This is a genomic window from Akkermansia sp. KLE1798 (assembly GCF_001580195.1).
Lineage (GTDB): Bacteria > Verrucomicrobiota > Verrucomicrobiia > Verrucomicrobiales > Akkermansiaceae > Akkermansia > Akkermansia biwaensis.
Window position 1 is genome coordinate 7,594 of sequence record NZ_KQ971080.1, and the last position, 20,460, is coordinate 28,053.

Annotated in this window: 20 protein-coding genes; 15 read left to right on the plus strand and 5 right to left on the minus strand. The window is 50.2% G+C overall.

Features of this window, described 5'->3' with window-relative positions:
- Nucleotides 1–481: 481 nt before the first annotated feature.
- The 3 genes from HMPREF3039_RS04195 to HMPREF3039_RS04205 all read left to right on the plus strand — a co-directional run bounded on the left by HMPREF3039_RS04195 (nucleotide 482) and on the right by HMPREF3039_RS04205 (nucleotide 3,335).
- Nucleotides 482–1,921, plus strand: coding sequence for a tetratricopeptide repeat protein (locus HMPREF3039_RS04195; protein ID WP_067569292.1), 1,440 nt, complete (start codon nucleotides 482–484; stop codon nucleotides 1,919–1,921).
- A 218-nt stretch (nucleotides 1,922–2,139) separates the two neighbouring features.
- Nucleotides 2,140–2,742 carry a hypothetical protein gene (locus tag HMPREF3039_RS04200; protein ID WP_067569295.1) on the plus strand — a complete coding sequence of 201 codons (603 nt, stop codon included), beginning with the start codon at nucleotides 2,140–2,142 and terminating at the stop codon, nucleotides 2,740–2,742.
- A gap of 269 nt (nucleotides 2,743–3,011) precedes the next feature.
- Complete coding sequence (locus HMPREF3039_RS04205) at nucleotides 3,012–3,335, plus strand: hypothetical protein (RefSeq protein ID WP_067569298.1); 324 nt, start codon at nucleotides 3,012–3,014, stop codon at nucleotides 3,333–3,335.
- Nucleotides 3,336–3,438: 103 nt separating this feature from the next.
- Here HMPREF3039_RS04205 and HMPREF3039_RS04210 read toward each other — a convergent pair whose 3' ends face one another.
- Nucleotides 3,439–3,954, minus strand: coding sequence for a low molecular weight protein-tyrosine-phosphatase (locus HMPREF3039_RS04210; protein WP_067569301.1), 516 nt, complete (start codon nucleotides 3,952–3,954; stop codon nucleotides 3,439–3,441).
- An 867-nt stretch (nucleotides 3,955–4,821) separates the two neighbouring features.
- On the opposite strand from HMPREF3039_RS04210, the gene HMPREF3039_RS13600 reads away from it, so the two are divergent.
- The 12 genes from HMPREF3039_RS13600 (at nucleotide 4,822) to HMPREF3039_RS04275 (ending at nucleotide 17,394) form a co-directional block, all read left to right on the plus strand.
- Entirely contained in the window at nucleotides 4,822–5,427 is a 606-nt protein-coding gene (locus tag HMPREF3039_RS13600) for a hypothetical protein (protein WP_147549912.1), read from the plus strand.
- Complete coding sequence (locus HMPREF3039_RS04220; RefSeq protein WP_067569307.1) at nucleotides 5,424–6,233, plus strand: sugar phosphate isomerase/epimerase family protein; 810 nt, start codon at nucleotides 5,424–5,426, stop codon at nucleotides 6,231–6,233. Before HMPREF3039_RS13600 ends, HMPREF3039_RS04220 begins: the two co-directional genes overlap by 4 nt.
- Complete coding sequence (locus HMPREF3039_RS04225) at nucleotides 6,230–7,375, plus strand: NAD(P)/FAD-dependent oxidoreductase (protein ID WP_067569310.1); 1,146 nt, start codon at nucleotides 6,230–6,232, stop codon at nucleotides 7,373–7,375. Before HMPREF3039_RS04220 ends, HMPREF3039_RS04225 begins: the two co-directional genes overlap by 4 nt.
- 8 nt (nucleotides 7,376–7,383) lie before the next feature.
- On the plus strand, nucleotides 7,384–8,379 hold the full coding sequence (locus tag HMPREF3039_RS04230; protein ID WP_067569314.1) for a glycosyltransferase family protein: 996 nt from the start codon (nucleotides 7,384–7,386) through the stop codon (nucleotides 8,377–8,379).
- 111 nt (nucleotides 8,380–8,490) lie between these two features.
- A complete protein-coding gene (locus HMPREF3039_RS14535; RefSeq protein WP_067569317.1) occupies nucleotides 8,491–9,327 on the plus strand; it encodes a glycosyltransferase family 2 protein in 837 nt (278 codons plus the stop codon).
- Between the two features lie 21 nt (nucleotides 9,328–9,348).
- Nucleotides 9,349–11,205, plus strand: coding sequence for a hypothetical protein (locus tag HMPREF3039_RS04240; protein ID WP_067569320.1), 1,857 nt, complete (start codon nucleotides 9,349–9,351; stop codon nucleotides 11,203–11,205).
- Between the two features lie 95 nt (nucleotides 11,206–11,300).
- Entirely contained in the window at nucleotides 11,301–12,752 is a 1,452-nt protein-coding gene (gene guaB / locus HMPREF3039_RS04245; protein WP_067569323.1) for an IMP dehydrogenase, read from the plus strand.
- A 10-nt stretch (nucleotides 12,753–12,762) separates the two neighbouring features.
- A complete protein-coding gene (gene guaA, locus HMPREF3039_RS04250) occupies nucleotides 12,763–14,286 on the plus strand; it encodes a glutamine-hydrolyzing GMP synthase (RefSeq protein WP_067569326.1) in 1,524 nt (507 codons plus the stop codon).
- 75 nt (nucleotides 14,287–14,361) lie between these two features.
- Nucleotides 14,362–14,967 carry a sugar O-acetyltransferase gene (locus HMPREF3039_RS04255; protein ID WP_067569329.1) on the plus strand — a complete coding sequence of 202 codons (606 nt, stop codon included), beginning with the start codon at nucleotides 14,362–14,364 and terminating at the stop codon, nucleotides 14,965–14,967.
- On the plus strand, nucleotides 14,964–15,593 hold the full coding sequence (locus HMPREF3039_RS04260; RefSeq protein ID WP_067569332.1) for an HAD family hydrolase: 630 nt from the start codon (nucleotides 14,964–14,966) through the stop codon (nucleotides 15,591–15,593). The genes HMPREF3039_RS04255 and HMPREF3039_RS04260 overlap by 4 nt, the downstream gene beginning before the upstream one ends.
- A gap of 73 nt (nucleotides 15,594–15,666) precedes the next feature.
- Nucleotides 15,667–16,653: an AEC family transporter gene (locus HMPREF3039_RS04265; protein WP_067569335.1), complete on the plus strand. Its 987-nt coding sequence runs from the start codon at nucleotides 15,667–15,669 to the stop codon at nucleotides 16,651–16,653.
- Nucleotides 16,654–17,046: 393 nt separating this feature from the next.
- Nucleotides 17,047–17,394, plus strand: coding sequence for a hypothetical protein (locus tag HMPREF3039_RS04275; RefSeq protein WP_067569341.1), 348 nt, complete (start codon nucleotides 17,047–17,049; stop codon nucleotides 17,392–17,394).
- A gap of 134 nt (nucleotides 17,395–17,528) precedes the next feature.
- Here HMPREF3039_RS04275 and HMPREF3039_RS04280 read toward each other — a convergent pair whose 3' ends face one another.
- The 4 genes from HMPREF3039_RS04280 to HMPREF3039_RS04295 form a co-directional block, all read right to left on the minus strand.
- Nucleotides 17,529–18,596, minus strand: a complete 1,068-nt coding sequence (locus tag HMPREF3039_RS04280) for a 3-deoxy-7-phosphoheptulonate synthase (RefSeq protein ID WP_067569344.1) — start codon at nucleotides 18,594–18,596, stop codon at nucleotides 17,529–17,531.
- 158 nt (nucleotides 18,597–18,754) lie between these two features.
- Nucleotides 18,755–19,396 (minus strand): type II secretion system protein, encoded by a 642-nt coding sequence (locus tag HMPREF3039_RS04285; protein WP_067569347.1) that lies wholly within the window; start codon nucleotides 19,394–19,396, stop codon nucleotides 18,755–18,757.
- Nucleotides 19,397–19,563: 167 nt separating this feature from the next.
- On the minus strand, nucleotides 19,564–20,040 hold the full coding sequence (gene secG, locus HMPREF3039_RS04290) for a preprotein translocase subunit SecG (RefSeq protein WP_082770191.1): 477 nt from the start codon (nucleotides 20,038–20,040) through the stop codon (nucleotides 19,564–19,566).
- A 41-nt stretch (nucleotides 20,041–20,081) separates the two neighbouring features.
- Complete coding sequence (locus tag HMPREF3039_RS04295; protein ID WP_067569353.1) at nucleotides 20,082–20,420, minus strand: aspartate 1-decarboxylase; 339 nt, start codon at nucleotides 20,418–20,420, stop codon at nucleotides 20,082–20,084.
- Between the last annotated feature and the right edge of the window lie 40 nt (nucleotides 20,421–20,460).

The window sequence follows — 20,460 nt, forward strand, 5'->3', positions numbered from 1 at the left end:
ACTGAGCTAACGAGGCGTTTGATGATGTGCGTTCTCTATGAGAGCAACCGGATGGTACTCCGTCAAAGCCATCGATCCGGCGGGCACCACCACCGCCTATCTTCCCTGGTTTGTGATACCTCAGGAATTCGGGAAATCTCCTATGACGCCTATGGAAAAATGATCCAGGACACTTCCTTTGGGAACCAAATATCTAATAATTCTAGTTTAGATGTATGCATATTAGTAAAAAACACGTGAAGTAGCAGAAAAAAGATTGAAACAAGATTCTAGTGCTGTTAAAGCTAAATCCTTTGCAAGAATTATAGATGCATGACAGTGAAATTCACGAATCCAAAACGCTGGTCGTGATCTCCATGGCCCAACAGGCAACGAAAAACAGGCGCGATAGAGTTTCTAAATATTTGATTCAATCCCAACGTTATTACTTTGAATATCAGATTATAATATAATATATACAAAATTTAAACTTCATCAAAATATGATTAAATATATATTATATCTTTTCTATTTCTCCACATGCTCAATAGGGGCTGCAGAACTCAATACACTAGGTGATATACAAATTCGAGAAGAAGAAAATTCACAACCTTTCAGACTGGTTCTCGACGATTTCTACGATTGGAAAAATGATTTTTTCAACCCCACCGAAAAGGAAAGTAATGTCTATAACCTCCTTGACAACGCAAATATTCCTGTAAATAAAATTGTAGAAACCCTCCAATCTCTGGAGAAAACAGGAAACGATTGTGCGGCTCGTGCATTGGCCGGCATCTATTTACAAGGAACACAAGTCCCATATAACCGTGTTGAAGCCCTCAAAATCCTGCAAAAGGCAGCAATACGGGGAGACAAGATCGCCAAACGAATCACAGGACAACTGCTTCTTGACCCTCAATATACGGATTATTCCCCTCAACTTGCATTTTCCTATTTACAGGAAGCAAAAGAAGGGGGAGATGAAGAAGCCGGTGTTTTTCTTGCTGTCACACGCATCTTAGAGCTCCATCCCCAGAAAAATTCTGTAGCAGGACTTCAGGAGCTAACAGCACTGTCCAAGAAAGGGAACCCATTGGCCCAGATGTACCTGCTTCTTACAAACAGAGCTCTTCTCATGCAAGCGGGAAAAGACACGGAGAAGACGGATGCAGAAATGAACCAACTGGCTTCCTCATCCTCCCGCCTGACTTATATTGCAGCTCTGAACCAGAGCGGCGAACACCGGAAGGAGTACCAGGAAAAGCTTGCAAAGGCCAATCACCCCCTTGGAATAATTTTAAAAGCCAAATATTATATAGAAGAAGGGGATTGGAACATGGGGGCTTTCATGCTGTCCAAGCCACCTGTCGACAAAATACCGGAAGCTCAAAATCAATTGGGGGGATTTCTGTTTCTCTGCTTCATGAATCAACCCGACCCGGATCTTAAAGAACATCTGGGCAGGGAATTTATCTCTTTGTTTCAAGCCGCTTCTGCTCAGCATCATCAGAGATCAGAGTATAGACTTGCTTCCTTACTAATATTTGCAGGGCCATCTTTCATTAAAAACTATTCAGACCAGGAAAAATTGCGGATGCTTGAAATTTTAAAACGAGCAGCTCGTACAGATGACGCCGAGGCCCTGAACAATTATGGTTACCAGTACCTGATAGGTTTTTATACAAAGAAGGATTTGAAAGAAGGCGAAAAATGGCTGTTAAAATCAGCTGAAAAAAATTATGCCCCTGCTTTAACAAATCTGGCATTACTTTATTCAGGAGAATTAAATGACGAGGCAGGAGAAGCCACCCCCATTGATTACGAAAAATCAATAGAATTATTGGAAAGAGCAAAAAAACTGGGGGATGCTGACGCGCAAAGGCAAATCGACTATCTCAAAGAAATTTCTCTCAAACAGAATAAGGAAATACCTGAAAATTGACAAAATCAAAATCTTAACATACTTGCCAATCAGATCATTTTATTCATAAATATCCTTCAATATCATGTATTGATAGAAATAGGCGTAGCGGTAAAATGCACAGACCAGAAAGCTGGTCTTGATTTCCATTGTTCAACGCGTAGCGGAAAAACCAGGTAAGATGGTAATATAGTAGGCGCACATGGATGAAGTTTGTCTTCTTTATAAAATAACCTGTAATGAACCTCATCTACGTCACAATATTAATTGCATACATTTATACAACTGCATGCGATGAAGGCAATAAGGTGCCACCCTTAACTTTGGAAGAGCGTTCCAGGAACCTTCCTGAAACAGGAACGGCATTACACAATCATTCGGAGCTCCACAGTTTTCCCTCATCCTCTAAAATCTGGATTGACAAGGAGCTCACGACTCTGGAAGAACATAACATAAGTTCCAGCCGTCTCGGGTATTCCATACGAACCAAGTATCCTGAAATTCAGGAGAAAGTGAAAGGAGTTTTTGCTCACTCGCCGAACCGTATCTTCCCTCCGGGAAAGCACATTGAATTAAAAATAAGACCGCAAGATAGTGACAATTCCAAAGAGCAGATTGATCGTATTTTAAAAAGAATCAATTCAGTCTACCAGTGGTTGAATTATCCGATAATTTATCCGGATGATATAGAAGCATGGTGGCAAGATACGGAGTGGAAAGAAAAAGAAGGAATGCCGTATGACCGATATAGTATTAATGCCTTGATTCTAAAGAACGGATTTACCTTATTCATTTTTGACCGGCGTCCTGTACTGACTGAAAAAGACATTCGCCACTGGTAAGATTGTAGAATTATCTATATTTGTTGTTTCAGAATCTTTTCCACTGTCATAAAAAGATTTTTAGTATTCCTGTCTCTAAAATTTCTAGAGGAAATATTCTTGAATAAAAATCCAAATTATACTCCGCTCATACCCTGTTTTTATCTACCAGTATAAATCTGTATTATGAATTATTTGAGTGCAATTTATTTAATTATTGCTTTCACCATTATATTTATTTAAAAGGGTGGAAGAAAGGTACCGTTTTAGGATTTAGTACACTTGTTTTCATGATTTTATTATCTTGGGCTGAGGATGTCCTTTTTAATGACTATGCCATAATTACTGTTATGGTATTGCTTATACTGAGTTTTTTATATCAATATATAGAGAAATATATTAAATCAAATTATATTAATAAAGCCCGTGCCGAAATTCCGAATCCTCGCCGGCGTGAATTTTCAAATTCTCGATTTCTACATAGAGACCCCTATCATGCATTTTTCAGAAAAAAAATAATTGCCGCAAAGGATTGCAACGGCAAAAAAAGAATGTTCCTAATAAAAGTGATGCATCATGGCCTGAATAATTTAGAAATTACCATGTCCTTGTAATTTCATTTAAAAGCATGAGGGAGAGCGACTCCTATTCATTTCTCCCAACAGCCGTCATATCGGCAATCTTTTGACATCATGAAATAATAGCCTTAGACACCTCTCAGGGATTCATCTGTTTTTTCAAATGTTCCAGTAAACCGGAGCAGGCATCTTCCAGAAGTTTCACGACGTGTTCAAATCCTTCCCGGTCGCCATAATAGGGATCCGGTACCTCTTCATCCAGAAAATGGGTTGCGAAAAAGCACATGGGCACGATTTTTCGTTCTGCGAGCCCATTCTTGTCCATCTTCTTCAAATCGCGCAGGTTTTCCCGGTCCATACCCACAATCAGATCAAACTCTTCCAAGTCATTCTTCCGCACGGGGCGTGATTTGAGTCCCGGATTGTTGTAGCCGTATTTTTCCAGGGCTTCCAGCATCCGGGCATCGGGAGGGCATCCCCGATGGTAGCCGATCATGCCGGCGGAGTCGCTTTCAATCCTTCCATCCAGCCCCTGCTTTTTTACCATGGTCTTGAAAATGATTTCCGCAGCGGGAGAACGGCAAATGTTGCCGAGACAGACGAAAAGGATACGCCAGGGTCTGAAGGTATCCGTCGGGAACAACTCATTTTCCATCGGCGTTTCATAACCATGCGTACTATTTAAATCAAGCTAAAATTTTCCTTATTCCAAACAAAGATAAGAACAGTTCGTCCCTTTGTAAATTATATGCGCGGATTTACAATCCGGCTGACATTTTCATAAGAATAATTGAATCCTTCATCAATTGAGGTGACATCTTATGATTCGCCGCATTGATGATGCATTTCATCATCAATAATACTCATATATTATTAACAATAAGTGATTTTATTATTATAAAATCTAAAGAAAGAATGGAAGAATTTCTTCTGTATTGCACTTGAGGATTAATTTAATTCCAAACTAGAAAGGCCCCATTCCTCCGTAATATGGAATTCGTACAAATAAGAGCGAAAATTATCTCAAATGTTTTTTCCTTAGAACTGTAGCTTGACTCCGGATTGTAAATCCGTTAGCATTGCTCCCGCTTCACAAATTTTATTCCATTTCGAAACAAGAATAGGGTCCTTCCATATTCACTAACTGTCAGTTTAAACTCACCTTATGGATGCTCTCATCGGTCATACAGGTTTTGTTGGAAGCAATCTCCGGAAGCAGCACGAGTTCGATGTATTCTTTAATTCCCGGAATATTGAAGAAATTAAAGGAGGGGAATTTGACCTGCTCGTATGCGCCGGAGTAAATGCCGTCAAATGGTATGCCAATTTACACCCGGAGGAAGACAAGGCGGCCATTCAAATACTGATGGACTGCCTTTCCACGGTAAAAGCCAAACACTTCATTCTCATTTCCACGATTGATGTGTATTCCTCCTTCATTCCCTCTCCGGATGAATCTTCAATTCCTGACGAAACACGCCAGGACGCCTACGGAAAAAACCGCTACCGGCTCGAATGCTGGGTGAAAAAACATTTCCCCTCTTCATTAATCGTTCGCCTTCCGGCCCTCTTCGCCAACGGGTTAAAGAAAAACTTCATCTTTGATTTGATGCATCCTCTTCCCAGCATGATTTCCGCCGGCAAATGGATGGAACTGGTATCCTCCCTCAAGGATGAAGAGGTGAAACGGCTGGAAGCTGTCTATGAGGAAGAAGGGGACCACAACCATATCATCAACAGAGAATCTCCAGCAACTGAACAAAAAGTGGCTCTCGACATACTCAAAAGGTCTAATTTCACGGCATGGCACCTTACAGACAGCCGCAGTGTCTTTCCTTTTTTGGATATTTCAGATATCTGGCCATTAATCAAACGCGGTCTGGCAGAAGATTGGAAGATACTTAACATCGCCGTCGAACCACTTTCCTGTGCAGAAGTGGCGGAGGAATGTCTGGGACTTACCCTGCACAATCACATTCCCGGAAAAAAACCTGTTTATTATAACATGAAAAGCCGCCATGTGGAAGGAGGCTACTTTCAAGACCGTGAAAACGTTCTGAGGAGGCTGAAAGCCTTCCTTCATCAGCAGTCGGAACACGTCCACAACACAAAAGGAGGAATCGCATGAAACTGGCGGTCTCCAATATAGCGTGGAAGGAGCAGCACGATGAGGCGGTTTATGCCCTTATGAGACATTACGGCTTCACTGGGCTGGAGATTGCGCCAACCCGTTTTTTCCCTGAAGTCCCCTACTCCCAGCTTATTCCGATGCAAAAACTTGCTGCCCGGCTGCGGGAGCTCGGATTCACTTTGCCAAGCATGCAGTCATTACTAGCAGGACATCCGGAACTACGATTGTTTGAAGGAACAGAAAAACGGGAGGCACTGCTTGCCTACCTCAAACAGGCCGTACTTTTTGCTGAAGCAGGGGGTATCCGCAACCTTGTCTTCGGCAGTCCTAAAAATAGAATTTCCCACAATGAAAAAGACTGGGAGACTGCTATTGATTTTTTCACTAAGCTGGCCCATTTCGCTTCAGCCCATGGGTGCGTGATCGGCATGGAACCTAACCCGGGCATTTATGGCGGCAACTTCGTAACCTCCGTAAAAGAAGCCATTCATCTCTGCCAGGCAATCGCACATCCCGGCTTTAAATTGAATTTGGATATGGGCTGCGTAATTGCCAACGGAGAACTGCTCAGCCTGGTCGCGGATAAGGTCCATATGATCAGCCATGTTCATCTCAGCGAACCCATGCTTGCTCCCCTTACCCCGCGTAAAAGACTGCTGACAGATTTAAAGCGAATTCTGGAAGATGGGGGATACGAGCACTTTGTTTCCATTGAAATGAGCTGCCCGGCAAAAGGAGATCCTATCCAGAACATGGAAAACAGCCTCTCTCTTGTTGCCGGTATCTGGAACCAAACCCCATGAAAAAGGACATATACGACAGTATCATCATCGGAGGAGGGTTTTACGGGCTTTATATTGCTGATTTTATTGCCTCTCAGGGCAAGAGAGTCTTGTTGTGCGAGTACGAAGACTCATGCATGACGCATGCCAGTTACAATAACCAGGCTCGCATCCATTCAGGATATCATTACCCGCGCAGTCTTCTGACCGGCATGCGTTCATGCCTTTCCTTTCCACGTTTCATCAAGGAATTCCCAGATTGCGTCATTGATGATTTTGCAAAATATTACGCCATTGGCCGGATTTTAGGTAAAGTGACGGCTCAGCAGTTTCAAAACTTCTGCCAGCACATCGGAGCTCCCTGCCAGCCGGCTCCCTCAAACATTTGCAGATTGTTCAACTCCCATTACATTGAAGCGGTTTTCGATGCCCGGGAATTTGCTTTTGATGCCACTATTCTCCGTGACAATATTCTTCAGCGCTGCGCTTCAAACGGCGTAGAAATCTGTACAGGCACGCAGGTTCTGGAATTCCGCCAGATCGCAGGGGGAGGCTTGGAGACAGACATTACATCAAAAAAAGAAGGTGGACTTTTTACCGTCCGCTGCCGCAATCTCTATAATTGCACCTACGCCCGCATCAATAAACTGAATGCCGCCTCGGGAATCAGGCTAATTCCCCTCAAGCATGAAATGACTGAAATGGCCCTCGTCGAAGTACCGGAAGAAATTCAAAACCGGGGATTTACTGTCATGTGCGGACCATTCTTTTCCATCATGCCCTTTCCCAGTCGTCAGTTATATACCCTGAGCCATGTACGGTATACACCTCATTATGAATGGTATGATAAAGACGAAAACGACATTTATACCGACGCCTACCGGATATTGGCTGAAGATCCAAAACACAGTTCCTACCAAGCCATGGTACATGATGCCGCCCGTTACATGCCCAGCATCGGCAAAACCGTATACCGTGATTCTCTGTGGGAGGTCAAAACCGTCCTTCCCATAAGCGAAGTAGATGACAGCCGCCCCATTCTCTTTAAATCCAATTACGCAGGCATTTCCGGCTACCACTGCATCATGGGCGGAAAAATAGACAATATCTATGACTGTATGGATTTCATCCGCCAGATTGAACGGAGCCGGCCCCTCCTCTAGCTAACATCATGAAAAAAGACATTTTCATCTCCCTTGTTTTCAATGTGACCCGTCCGATGCAAACAGAAGAATTTCTTCTTCTATCGGATTTTCTCAATGCCCGCTATACGAACTCTGAAATCGTCATCTGCGATCCGCGCCGTCTGCTCAGCCGCAGCATATCGGAAACACTTTCTACCGTTCCCAGGCTGAGATACCTTCTTTTTTCCCACCGTCTTGCCGACGACATTTCTCTCGCGGCCGGCATGGAAAATGCTATTGGCGACATTGTCATTCTGGCCGACAATGAAAATTTTTCCACGGACGCACTGGAACGGGGAGTAGATATCTGCTGTCAGGGAAGCGACATCGTCTGTGGATGTGCAGATGTAAGGAAAAATACCTGCTACAGAATAGGATCATTCATCTTCCGCAAGATTTTCGGCCATATCGTCAAATATGAAATCCCCCCAAACGATACCGGTTTCCGAGTCATCAGCCGCCGGGCAGTCAATGCCGTCATGGAAGCTTTCTATTTCCATCACATGCTCTCTTACTGCCTCTTCCGCACAGGGTACCCCACCAATATTGTAGAATACACATTGCCCGCAGCCATCAGTCGTCAGGAAGGCATTATCGACGGGTATATGAAGGGGATGAACATCATCATTTACAACTCCACGCGCCTTCTGCGGGCAGTCAACATTCTCGCATTGTTCACAAGTTTCATAGCTTTTCTCGTCGCCGTTTATTCTATTGCCATTCGCTTTTTTTCCGATCATGTCGTTGAAGGCTGGACCACGCTGATGCTTACCTTGTCCATCTTCTTCATCAGCCTTTTCCTTATTCTTACCATCCTGGGGGAATACATACTCAGGCTCGTCATCCTCAATGCCAATGCAGCCGCATACCATATCGTCCAGGAAAGACACTCCTCCGTCATGTTGGACATGCAGGCGCTCAATGTCAGGGAAGAAAGCCAAGGCAGCCATAACAATAAAGTTCAAACCGGCCGCGACCGCTAATCAACCTTCCAAGAATCAATATATCCCTCCTTACCGGCTCCGGAAAACTGCCTCCCATCTCATGCGGCAGAAATCAACCGTTCTCCTTCAGCCAACCCAGTTACAAAAGCCATGACCAGTTCTTCAGACCCGGAAAACACTCCAGACGACTCTATATCAGTTCATTCTTCCATACCGGGAGTCCCCGCTTTTACGGTTCAAAGCTATCAGACCAAACAAAGCAAGTACTGCATTCTCATCCCTATTATCAATGAAGGAGAACGCATCCATCACGAACTGGAAAGAGCCACGAACGCAAGGATTCCATCTTTTGGGGACATAATCATTTGTGATGGGGGGTCCACAGACGGATCTACGGAAGAACACCTTCTGCGTCAATACGGTGTCAACACGCTTCTTGTCAAAACAGGCCCCGGCAAGCAGGGAGCTCAATTGCGCATGGGACTTTGGTGGGCTCTGCAACGCGGTTACGACGGATTCATTACCATTGACGGAAATGACAAGGACAGCATCGAAGACGTACCTAAATTCATATCCAAGCTTCAGGAAGGTTTCGACTTCATTCAGGGCTCGCGTTTTAGGAGGGGGGGGAAGGCTATCAACACGCCTGTCATCCGCCACGTCGCCCTGAAATTCATGCACGCCCCTCTCATTTCCCTGAGCGCGGGTCAATGGTTTACCGATACAACCAACGCCTACCGGGCTTATTCCCGTCATTATCTCGAGCACCCCGGAGTACAGCCCTTCAGGGATATATTCCAAACCTACGAACTGCTTGCCTATCTTTCCGTACGTGCCTCACAGCTTGGCTTGAAAGCCTGTGAAATACCCGTTACCCGCGCCTATCCTCCCAAAGGAAAGGTCCCCACCAAAATCAGTTTCTTCAAAGGCAACTTCAATCTGTTTGCCACCCTGGTGAAGAATCTTTTCCGGAAGTACCACCCATAAAAATCAGCCCCCTTGTAAATCATGGCTTCTACTTATCCCGCAAACGGCCAATTCGCCAAAAGTATATGCCGCTACTTCTTTGCATTCGCCGTCATTTGGGGCCTTCTCCTTTCCCTGTTCATTCATGAACTTCCCGTCCAAGGATATATAGCCATTTCCTTCATTGCTTTTCTTGCCGCGCATCAGATACATAAACGCTATCCGGCATTCATTGAAACTTCTTTTATTCCTTCCCTTTGGGGGGCGGTAGCTTTGGCTGCCTTCCCCTTCTTTCCTTCTTCGCTTCCCCTTTTCCAGGTATTCATCGTTCCCCTATGGCTGGCTGCCTACTACTTGAAGCAACATGCCCCTCTTAAAAAAATCATACCGTTTTCGGCACTGTCCTTTTTATGGGTCTTTTTCATTTCTGCGCTTTATGGACAGAATGTCAATTTCGATATATGGCAATTGTTTGATCTCTCAAAGTCATTTGAGAATGAATTTTACAAAATAAACTATATACGGCAAAATATTTATCCGACTTTCCAGGCAATCGGATTTCCTCCTCTTTACCCATTTCTCCTTTATATATTCAATCTTGTTTTTGAACAGCAAATCAACTCCTACCTGTACGTCAACTTTATATCCGTTTTCCTCTTTGCCTATTTCATACGGAAAATTTGTATTCTAAATGCCAACGACTCCTCCCTGTGGGGAATCCTTGTTTTGGCTATTTTCTGTTTCAGTCAATTTTCCCTGGAAGTCTGCGGCGGAGGCACCACCTCCTGGAGCCTCGTTTATATTTTAGGTACATTTTATTTTTATCTTGATAACCGGCTCAACGGATTTAACCTTAGGAATTCTTTTTTCACAGGCTTATTCCTTGGTCTTGGCGTCATGAACCGGTTTGACTTTATCGGATTCGCCGGATTAATCATCATCTACTATTTGTTCGTCTGCCTCAAAAAAAGAAATATCAAAGCAATATCAGTACTTTCCCTGACTTTTCTTCTGACCATTTCCCCATGGATTTATTATTCCATACATCATTTTGATGTTCTTTTCGTTACAGACAACGCCAGACGAATCTGGACCATTGAAGATACACGCCCTTCCACATTTTTCTGTGATAGCTGCCCTGCGCACACCATTCGCGACAATTTTTCCCTGTGGATGCAGGCTTTTCTGGTCCGCATGAAAAGTTCATGCACATCGCTGGTACACATGATCATCCCCGCGGCTTTTCTTCTCCTGGTATTCTATATTGGCTCCTTATTTTTGAGAAAATCAAAAACTTATATAGAACCATCCCCCATCCCTTCCGGAATATGGATCTTTTTCTGCATCATCCTCCTTTCCCTTGCTCCGATTATCATTACCGGATACCCCGACTCCCGTTATCATGTTCCCTGGATTTATACGGTTCTCATTACCATTATTCTCTTCCGTTTCCGCTTAGCCTCGGGGGAAAAGGACAACAAATTTCAAACAACAAATATCTTAATCGCACTCATCATCGCCATCGCTGCACTTTATATCAATAGAGGGCAGTTGCGCTCCCTCCTGTCGCCCTTTGACAGAGCTGAATTAATGACCATCCCGGAACCTGTCGCCCGGCAAATGGACACTTATCTGAAAGGCAATAATCCTGAAAACAAAGTACTCATGATGGACAGAAACTCGGCAATGAGTATCGCCAGATTCGCCTCTCTCTCAGGAATCCCCTTCACTCTTTCCCCTTCCAATCTCGGAAAGAAAAACGCCCTTCCCTTCTTTAAGGAATACAATGTCGGATATATCTATTTGGAAAACCCCGAAATCCTCCACGTCCTGCAGGAAGAATGCGACATGGAGAAGACCCCTGTTCCTGGCCTGTGGCGCATCATGCCGCAACGTTGATTCACCATTTCCGCGGCGCGGCGTTATCTCAAAAAAACAAACGCCCCTCTTGTGTTTCGGCTTGCGTCAGAGGGCATTTGACTGTAGATTGTCGCATGGCAGATTTCCCTCTTGGATTAAGTTTTGACGACGTGCTCCTGCTGCCCCGCCTGAGCGCGATTCTTCCCGGTGATGCGGACATCAGTTCCCAGCTCGTTCCCGGATTCAACATGAAAATCCCCGTGCTTTCTGCGGCCATGGACACCGTTTCCGAATCGGAACTGGCCATTGCCCTGGCACGTGAAGGCGGCCTCGCCGTCATCCACCGCAACAATCCTATCGACATTCAGGCGGCCATGGTGTCCCGCGTAAAGCGTTTTGAGAATGCCGTCATCCCGAACCCCGTCACGGTGAGCAAGGACATGACGCTTGAAGAAGTCCATCACGTCATGATGGACCAGGGTTACTCCGGCTTCCCCGTGGTGGACGCCAACCGAAAGCTGGAAGGCATCGTCACCGGCCGCGATATGCGCGGAGTGGACGATTACGAACACGTGCTGGTGAAGGATGTGATGACCCCTCTTTCCCGCCTGATTACCGCCGCCCCCAGCACCACTATTGAAGAAGCCCGCCACATCCTTTACACGCACCGCATTGAAAAACTCCCCCTCGTGGATGAAAACGGCGTTCTTGCCGGCCTGATCACGGAAACGGACATCCAGAAGCGCGCCATGTTTGCGGACGCCTCCAAGGACGACCACGGCCATCTGCGCTGCGGCGCTGCCGTAGGCGTAGGCCCCGACTACCTGGACCGGGCCAAGGCCCTGGTCGCCGCAGGGGCTGATGCCCTGTTCATCGACGCCGCCACAGGCCATACCACACGCGTGATGGATGTGGTTTCCAATCTCCGCAAGCTGACGGACCGCCCCATCGTGGCCGGCAACGTAGTCACTGCGGAAGGCGCTTCCGACCTGATCAAGGCGGGCGTTCAGGCTATCAAGGTGGGCGTGGGTCCCGGCTCCATCTGCACCACCCGCGTCATTTCCGGCGTGGGGATGCCCCAGTTCACCGCCATTAAGGAAGTAGCTTCCGTGGCCCGCCCCGCAGGCGTGACCGTCATTGCGGACGGCGGTATCCGTTATTCCGGAGACATCGTGAAGGCCCTGGCGGCCGGCGCCGACCTGGTGATGCTGGGCGGCCTGCTGGCAGGCACGGAGGAAAGCCCCGGCAAGGTGGTCCATTACCAGGGCCGCCACTTCAAGCAATACCGCGGCATGGGTTCCCTCGGAGCCATGCGCCGCGGCTCCGGCGACCGGTACGGGCAGAACAGTTCCGGCAAGCTCGTTGCGGAGGGCGTGGAAGCCCGCGTCCCGTACAAGGGCATGCTGGCGGACGTCGTCTTCCAGCTCATGGGCGGCCTGCGTTCCGGCATGGGCTACCTGGGCGCCCACAACCTCCGGGAGCTCAGGGAAAAGGCCCGGTTCGTCCAGATCACGTCCGGCGGCCTGAAGGAAAGCCACCCCCACGACATCACCATCACGGAAGAACCTATCAACTATTCCTGCTAAAACCTCTCTCATGGACGACAAACATCTCGTAGCCGTCATCGACTTCGGCTCCCAATACACCCAGCTCATCGTGCGCCGCGTGCGCGAATTGGGCTACATGGCCAAACTGTACGCTCTGGAAGACCTGGACCAGATCCACGAACCCGGAGCCGTCATCCTTTCCGGCGGTCCCAAAAGTACGACGGACGCAGACGCGCCGGATATCGACTTCAACTGGCTCCAGAGCCTGAACGTTCCCGTTCTGGGCGTATGCTACGGCATGCAGCTTCTCAACATCAAGCATGGGGGAAGCGTCAAAGCCAGCAACAAGCGGGAATACGGCCCCGCCGCCCTCATTCCGGAATCCTGCACGGGCCTGTATCAGGACATGTCCCCTTCCTCCCAAGTATGGATGAGCCATTCGGACACGGTGGACCATCTGGCGGAAGGCTGCCGGGTGATCGCCCGCAATGCGGAAGGAATTCCGGTCTCCCTGCAATGGGGGGAAACCACCTTCGGCATCCAGTTCCATCCGGAAGTGACCCACTCTCATGAAGGACGGACCATTCTGCGCAACTTCCTCTCCTGCACCGCCAATCTGAAAAAATTCGACATCGGCGACTTCAAGAGGGAACTCATCCGTGAAATCCGCGAACGCGTGGGCGACAAGCAGGTCGTCTGCGGCGTTTCCGGCGGCGTGGACAGCACGGTGCTGGCCGTTCTGCTGCATGAAGCCGGGGTAAACACGCGCGCCATCTTCGTGGACAACGGCCTTCTGCGGAAAAACGAGGCGGATGAAGTCCGCGCCAACTTCGCACGCATGGGCGTCAAGATTGAAACGGTAGACGCCTCCGAACGCTTCCTGACGGCCCTGGCCGGAGAGGGAGACCCGGAAAAGAAGCGCCGCATCATCGGCGGACTGTTCATTGACGTATTCTGGGATGCCGTAGGCAATGCGGAAATGCTTGCCCAGGGAACCCTGTATCCGGACGTGATTGAAAGCGCCTCCAACGCCAAATCCAAGGCTTCCGTCATCAAGACGCACCACAACCGTGTGGAACGCGTGCTGGAGCTTCAGGCGCAGGGGAAGGTACTGGAACCCCTGGCGGAACTGTTCAAGGACGAGGTACGCGAACTGGGAGCCTCCATGGGCATCCCCCACGACATTCTGTGGCGCCACCCCTTCCCCGGCCCCGGCCTGGCCGTGCGCTGCCCCGGCGTGGTCACCAAGGACCGGCTGGACATCATCCGGGAATGCGACGCCATCTTCATCGGCAACCTGAAAAAATACGGCTGGTATGAAAAAGTCTGGCAGGCCTATGCCGGCCTCATTCCCATCAAAACGGTGGGTGTCAAGGGGGATGAACGTTCCTACGAATGGGCCACCAATCTGCGCGCCATCGTGTCGGAAGACGCCATGACGGCGGACTGGGTGGAACTGCCTGCCGCCCTGCTGCGTGAAACCAGCAACCGCATCCTCAATGAAGTAAAGGGCATCAACCGCGTCCTTTACGATATTTCCACGAAGCCTCCGGCTTCCATCGAGTGGGAATAAAGACTCTCCTGCCCTGCCGCCGCCCGTGCGGCAGGGTGCAGCCCCTCTCTTCAACCAGACAATCATGAAACTGACATGAAGACCGAATTGGAAAAATGCATGGCGGGTGAATGGTATGATTGCCATGACAAGGTGTTTCTCGAATTCAAGAGCAAGACGCACCGCCTGTTGATGAAGTACAACTCCCTGCCTTATGACCGGAAGGAGGAAAAATACGAGGTACTGAAGGAAATGTTCGGCAGCATCGGAACCAAAGTCTCCATCGGCCACTCGTTCATCTGCGACTACGGCTGCAACATCCACATCGGGAACAACGTCACGGTCAATACGGGATGCACCTTCGTGGACTGCAACAAAATCACCATCGGGAACAATGTCCTGATAGCCCCGAACGTCCAAATATATACGGCTACGCATCCCGTTGATCTGAATGAACGCCTCGCCCCTGTTGAAACGGATGACGGCGTTGACTACATACGCCGTACATTCGCCCTCCCGGTGACGATAGAAGACGGCTGCTGGATCGGGGGCGGCGTCATTATTCTGCCCGGAATCACGATTGGAAAAGGCAGCGTCATCGGCGCCGGCAGCGTGGTCACCAAAAACATTCCGCCCGACAGCCTGGCCGCCGGGAATCCCTGCAAAGTTATCCGTAAAATCAACGGGAACCCCGGACAATGATTAAATTGATAGCATTTGATCTGGACGGCACGATCGGGGAAACAATCCCCATGTGCATCAAGGCGTTCAAGCAGGCGGTTTCACCATACGCGGGCCATGTGCTGAGCGAACGGGAAATTGTGCAGACCTTCGGCTTGAATGAAGCGGGAATGATCAAAATGGTTGCCGGAGAAAAATGGCAGGAGGCGCTTCATGACTTTTATCCGATTTATGAAAGGATGCATGAGGAATGCCCCAAACCCTATGAGGGCATTTGTGAATTGATAGAAACGCTGCAGGCCGCTGGAATACTGGTTGCCCTGATCACGGGCAAGGGAGAAAAAAGCTGCATGATCACGCTTGAAAAATTCGGCATGCAGAACCTGTTCTGTTCCATCAAGACAGGATCGGAAGACAAGCCGAACAAGGCGGAAGCCATCACGGAACTGCTGCACTTTTACCAACTCAATGAAGAGGAATTCTGTTATGTGGGAGACACAGTCTCCGATGTCGCCGCATGCAGAACCGCGGGCGTGACCTGCCTGTCCGCCGCCTGGGGTGCAGGCGCAGACGTTGCCGCCTTGAAAGAGGCCAACCCTTCCAAGGTATTTTCCAGTGTCAAAGACCTGTTGCATTTTTTGTGTTGAATGCCGGATGATGTGTCGTTAAACCATCCCCCGACGCCAGTTTCCGTCCATTTCCCCCACAAAAATCCCCGCCATGGACACCAGCTCCATCATCGTCGCCTCCTTTCTCTCCACTATTCCCGTTTACCTCTTCTTTGCCACGGGGTTTTACCTGCGGCACAAGCAGGTTATCCAGGCGGACCACGACGCTCCCATCATGCGGCTGGCCATGGACGTAGCCTACCCGTGCCTGGTCTTCCACAGCATCATGAAATACATGGTGCTCTCCGGCAATGAAACGCTCAGCAGCGTCTCCTTCTCCCTCCAGGCCATAGGTGCGGGCGCTTTGGAGCTCCTGCTCGGCATTGCGGCGGCATGGCTGGTAGCCAAAATGCTCCGCATGCGCATCGGCACCGGTCTGCGCACCTTCACCCTGACGGCAGGGGTGCAAAACTACGCCTTCTTCGTCATCCCCATCATCCAGATGCTGTTCACGGCCAGCAATGACCCCACACTGGGCGTTCTCTTCGTCCACAACGTGGGGTGTGAACTGGTGGTTTGGAGCATTGGCGTCATCATCATTGCCGGAGGTCCGGGCAACCTGAACATGGGCGTCTTCTTCCGCGGCCCCCTGCTGGCTGTCATCGTAGGCCTGACACTCGCATGGTCCGGCCTGGGAGCCTACGTCGCCCAGGCGCCCCTGATGAAAGCCCTGGAAATGATCGGCAACTGCGCCACCCCCCTCTGCCTGATCCTGTTCGGCTGTTCCATGCGGGACCTGTGGCACAACATGAAATGGGAGCCCAAGCCTATCGTCTGCGGCCTTCTGACGCGCCTGGGACTGGCACCGGCCCTGCTCCTGCTCATGGCGTACTTCCTTCCGGTTGACGACTACATCAAGCGGGTAATCGTCATCCAGGCAGCCATTCCCTCCGCCGTCATTCCGGTCATTCTGGCTAAACGTTTCGGCGGCCATCCGGACCTGGGCACGCAAATCCTGCTGACCACCACCGTAGCCTCCTTCCTGACACTGCCCTGCTGGCTCACCCTGGGGTCCATTCTGGTGGTTCCCTTATATTGATCCTGCCGGGGGTGGACGGTACTCACCATTCCCGTGCCGCCATCCGGGATATTGTTCGCCTTTCAACCTTCAATTCCCCGTCCGGCTCTGTAAACCGCCTCCAGTCCGGCGCCACTGACCGCCTGTCACGTTCGGAACGGGAGCGGCACCCGGCGGAACGGAAAAACCGTCCCAATTCCCTCTATCCGCAAACCATGGCACGGAGGGAGCCCTACCTTTGTGTTGACTCTCCAGGCGGATATGTATTGAATGTGCTTCATGAGATTCCCTGCCCCCTTTTGTGTCGCGGCCACGGTTCCGCTTCTGTTTTCCTGTGCAGGGAAAATCACCAGGATTGAACACGTGAGAGAAGTGCCTTTGAAAACTACGTCACTCCCGTCGGAGGACATAGGCATGCACCGTTCCCAGGCTACTTTTTTGCTGTACGGGGCCGTCTCGAACAAGGAACGCGTCCAGCGCCAGGGCCAGTACTACTTCGTCACCTGGTATGATGCGGATCCGGACCAGGCGGTCACGCTGGTCATGATGTACCGCCAGGGAAAAACGGGATCCAAAATCCTGACCAAATCCATTTCCTACCCTGCCGGGCGGAAAGGCGGCACGCAATCCCCCGTCTTTGAATTCATTGGGGACGATGCCAGGGAAAACGGCCAGATACTGGCGTGGAAACTGCTCCTGAAGGACCAAAACGGCAAAACCCTGTCGGAACGCCATTCCTACCTTTGGAACGATAAAGTTTAACCCTTCGGCTTCCCGCCGAAGGGTTAATAATAAAACTGGAATCGGAACGGCCTCTCCGTCAAAAGACGAAAAACTGCCGGCTCTCTCCGGCTTTTGCCGTTCTCCCGCCTCTTTTCATCCTGCCGCGGGAGGCATCAGGCTTCCTGACGCTTCGCGCGGCGCGTACGGACGGCGGCGGCGAGGTTTTCCAATACTTCCACCGTCGTGTCCCATCCGATGCACTGGTCCGTGATACTCTTGCCGTACACCAGATCGGAACTCAAAGGCTGGGCTCCTTCCACGAGATTGCTTTCAATCATCACGGCCGCCACCTGGTCGGAACCTTCGGCAATCTGCTTGGCGATAGCGGCGGCAACGCCCGGCTGGTTGCGGTAATCCTTGCAGCTGTTCCCGTGGGAGCAGTCAACCATGATGCGGTTGTTGATGCCGGCCTTCTGCAAAGCTTCCCCGGCATCCTTCACATGCATCTCATCGAAATTCGGGCCCAGAGAAGAACCGCGCAAAATCAGGTGGCAGGACTTGTTGCCCGTCGTGGAGACAATGGCGGAAACACCCTGCTTGGTCACGGAAAGGAAGCAATGCGGGCAGGAGGAGGAAATGATGGCGTCCACCGCAATTTGAAGGCTCCCGCTGGTGCCGTTCTTGAACCCGACGGGCATGGACAGGCCGGAGGCCAGCTCACGGTGCACCTGGCTTTCCGTCGTGCGTGCGCCGATGGCGCCCCACGTAATGAGGTCCGCAATGTACTGGGGCGTGATGGTGTCCAGGAACTCCGTTGCGGCAGGCACGCCCATGTCTCCCAGGCGGAGCAGAAGGCCGCGCGCCATGTGCAATCCACGGTTGATGTCGAACGTGTGGTTCATGAACGGATCATTAATCAGCCCCTTCCAGCCTACCGTAGTACGGGGCTTTTCAAAATACACGCGCATGATGATCACCAGATCCTTCTCAAAGCGCACCATCTGCTCCTTGAGGCGGGCGGCATAATCCACCGCTGCCTGGGGATCGTGGATGGAACACGGCCCCACCACCACCAGCAGGCGGTCGTCATGGCCGGAAATGATGTTCTCCGCATTCTTGCGTGTCGTAGCCACCATCTTCGCGATCTCCGTGGTCGCCGGATAATCCTTGATCAGGATGGCGGGGGAAATCAGGGGCTCGATGTCTTGAATACGTACGTCGTCTGTTTTGAACCAGTTCATGTCTGGGACTTATTGAGAGGTTTTTGACAGGGGTTGAAAAGAAAAAAATACGGTTTGGAGCCAGTATGCCTGAATAATCGCAGGGCCTTCCGGCGGCATGCCGGAAAGCCCTTTCAAAAAGAATGAACCCATTCGGAAACGAACGGATCACGAATGCGTTACCAGGACGTTACATTGTCATCCGTAAATTCCGGATTGTTGATATGTCCGTCTTCCGTGCTGCCCTGCTTGTCCTTGCCCACGCTGTAAACGGCCACGTTCTTGGTAACCATGCGGGAACCCACCTGGACGCGGGGGGAACGGTCGTCCGGATTGGCGTTCAGAACAATGTGGTAGGGAGATTCCCACGGATCTATCAGGCTCACACGCCCGCGGCTCTCAAAAAACAGGCCGGGAGCGCCTTCCACGTCCGTGGTGGTGGTGTTGAAGTAGGCAGTCTTCTTAGGATTGAGCTTCCTGTCTTCATCTCCACGGTCCATGTAATTCGTCAGAATGCTCATAATGCGGCTGTCATCGTCCAGGGCGGTGGTCAGGTAATACTGGCCGTCCTTGCGGGCCTTCCTGCTCATTTCCCGGCCGGTCCAGGCTACGGGGGGCCGGCCGTTGTCCATCATGTAATTTTCTATGGCTGTCTGCAATCCGTTGCAGTCGCTCCGCGCCGTGGTAATGCGGGATTTTTCCATCACGCCGTTCACCACGATCATGGAGATGCCGGCCAGCGTCAGGATAATGGCAATCACCACGAGCAATTCAATCAGCGTGAATCCCTTGGATTTACGGTTCAGAAAAGGTGCTTTCATACTTTGCCAAGAGTACCGCAATTACGATTGAGGGCAAGCGGAAAACTTGCCGGGCGCCCAATTTCAAAAGACGCTTCACGGCTATCCGGAAACACGCGCCGTTGCCTTATGCAAAAACATCCCCGGCAGACAAAAATCATGCCGGGGATATTTGGAAAAGCAAACTTCTATTGCTGAGGCGCCGGAGGCGTTTCGGGAGCCGGAGCCTCGGGAGTACCGGAAACGGGCGTTTCACTGGCGGCCGCCGCTTCAGCCTCTGCGGCGCGTCTGCGCAATTCCTCCTGCTGAAGCTCTTCCGGAGTCTTGACGGGAACGGAAGCTTCCTGCTTGGCGGCGGCTTCCTGCATTTCCGGACTCAGCAGACTTTCAGAACTCTTGACATGCTGGCGGTTGATCAGCATGGCCAGCACTAGGCAAAGAAGCATGAATGCGGACCCAAAATAAACCGTAGCCTTTTTCAGCACGTCCGTCGTGCGGGCTCCAAAAGCCTGGTCCGTAATGGCCGCGCCGAAGGCCGCGCCCAGGCCCTCCTGCTTGGGTCTCTGCATAAGTACCACGCCCAGAAGAAGAAGGGATACAACGATCAGAACGGCAAAAAGCAACTGAATGCTGATATTGAGTGAATCTGCTAGAAAAAGGTTCATGAGCGCAGGGAGTATGTGTGAATTCGAATGGTTTGTAAAGTCTAGGAAATGATTTCGTTATGCTCGTTGCAGACGATTTTCTTAGGAACAATGGGCTTGTCGGACAGGGCAAAGCTCATAATCACCACGCGTTCCCCCGTCTTGATCAGGTGGGCGGCGCCTCCGTTCATGATAATATTCCCCGTTCCCGCCGGGCCCTGCAAGGCGTATGTTTCCAAACGATTGCCAGACGTGACGGAGGCCACGAGCACTTTCTCCCCGGGCCACAAATCCACCGCCGCCATCAGATCGGCAGGAATTTCGATGCTGCCTTCATACTGAACATCGCCGCGGGTAATCATGGCACGATGGATTTTTGATTTTAACTGCTCAACCAACATGACGTGCGAACACAAAACCCCCGATCGCCCCCGCGGTCAA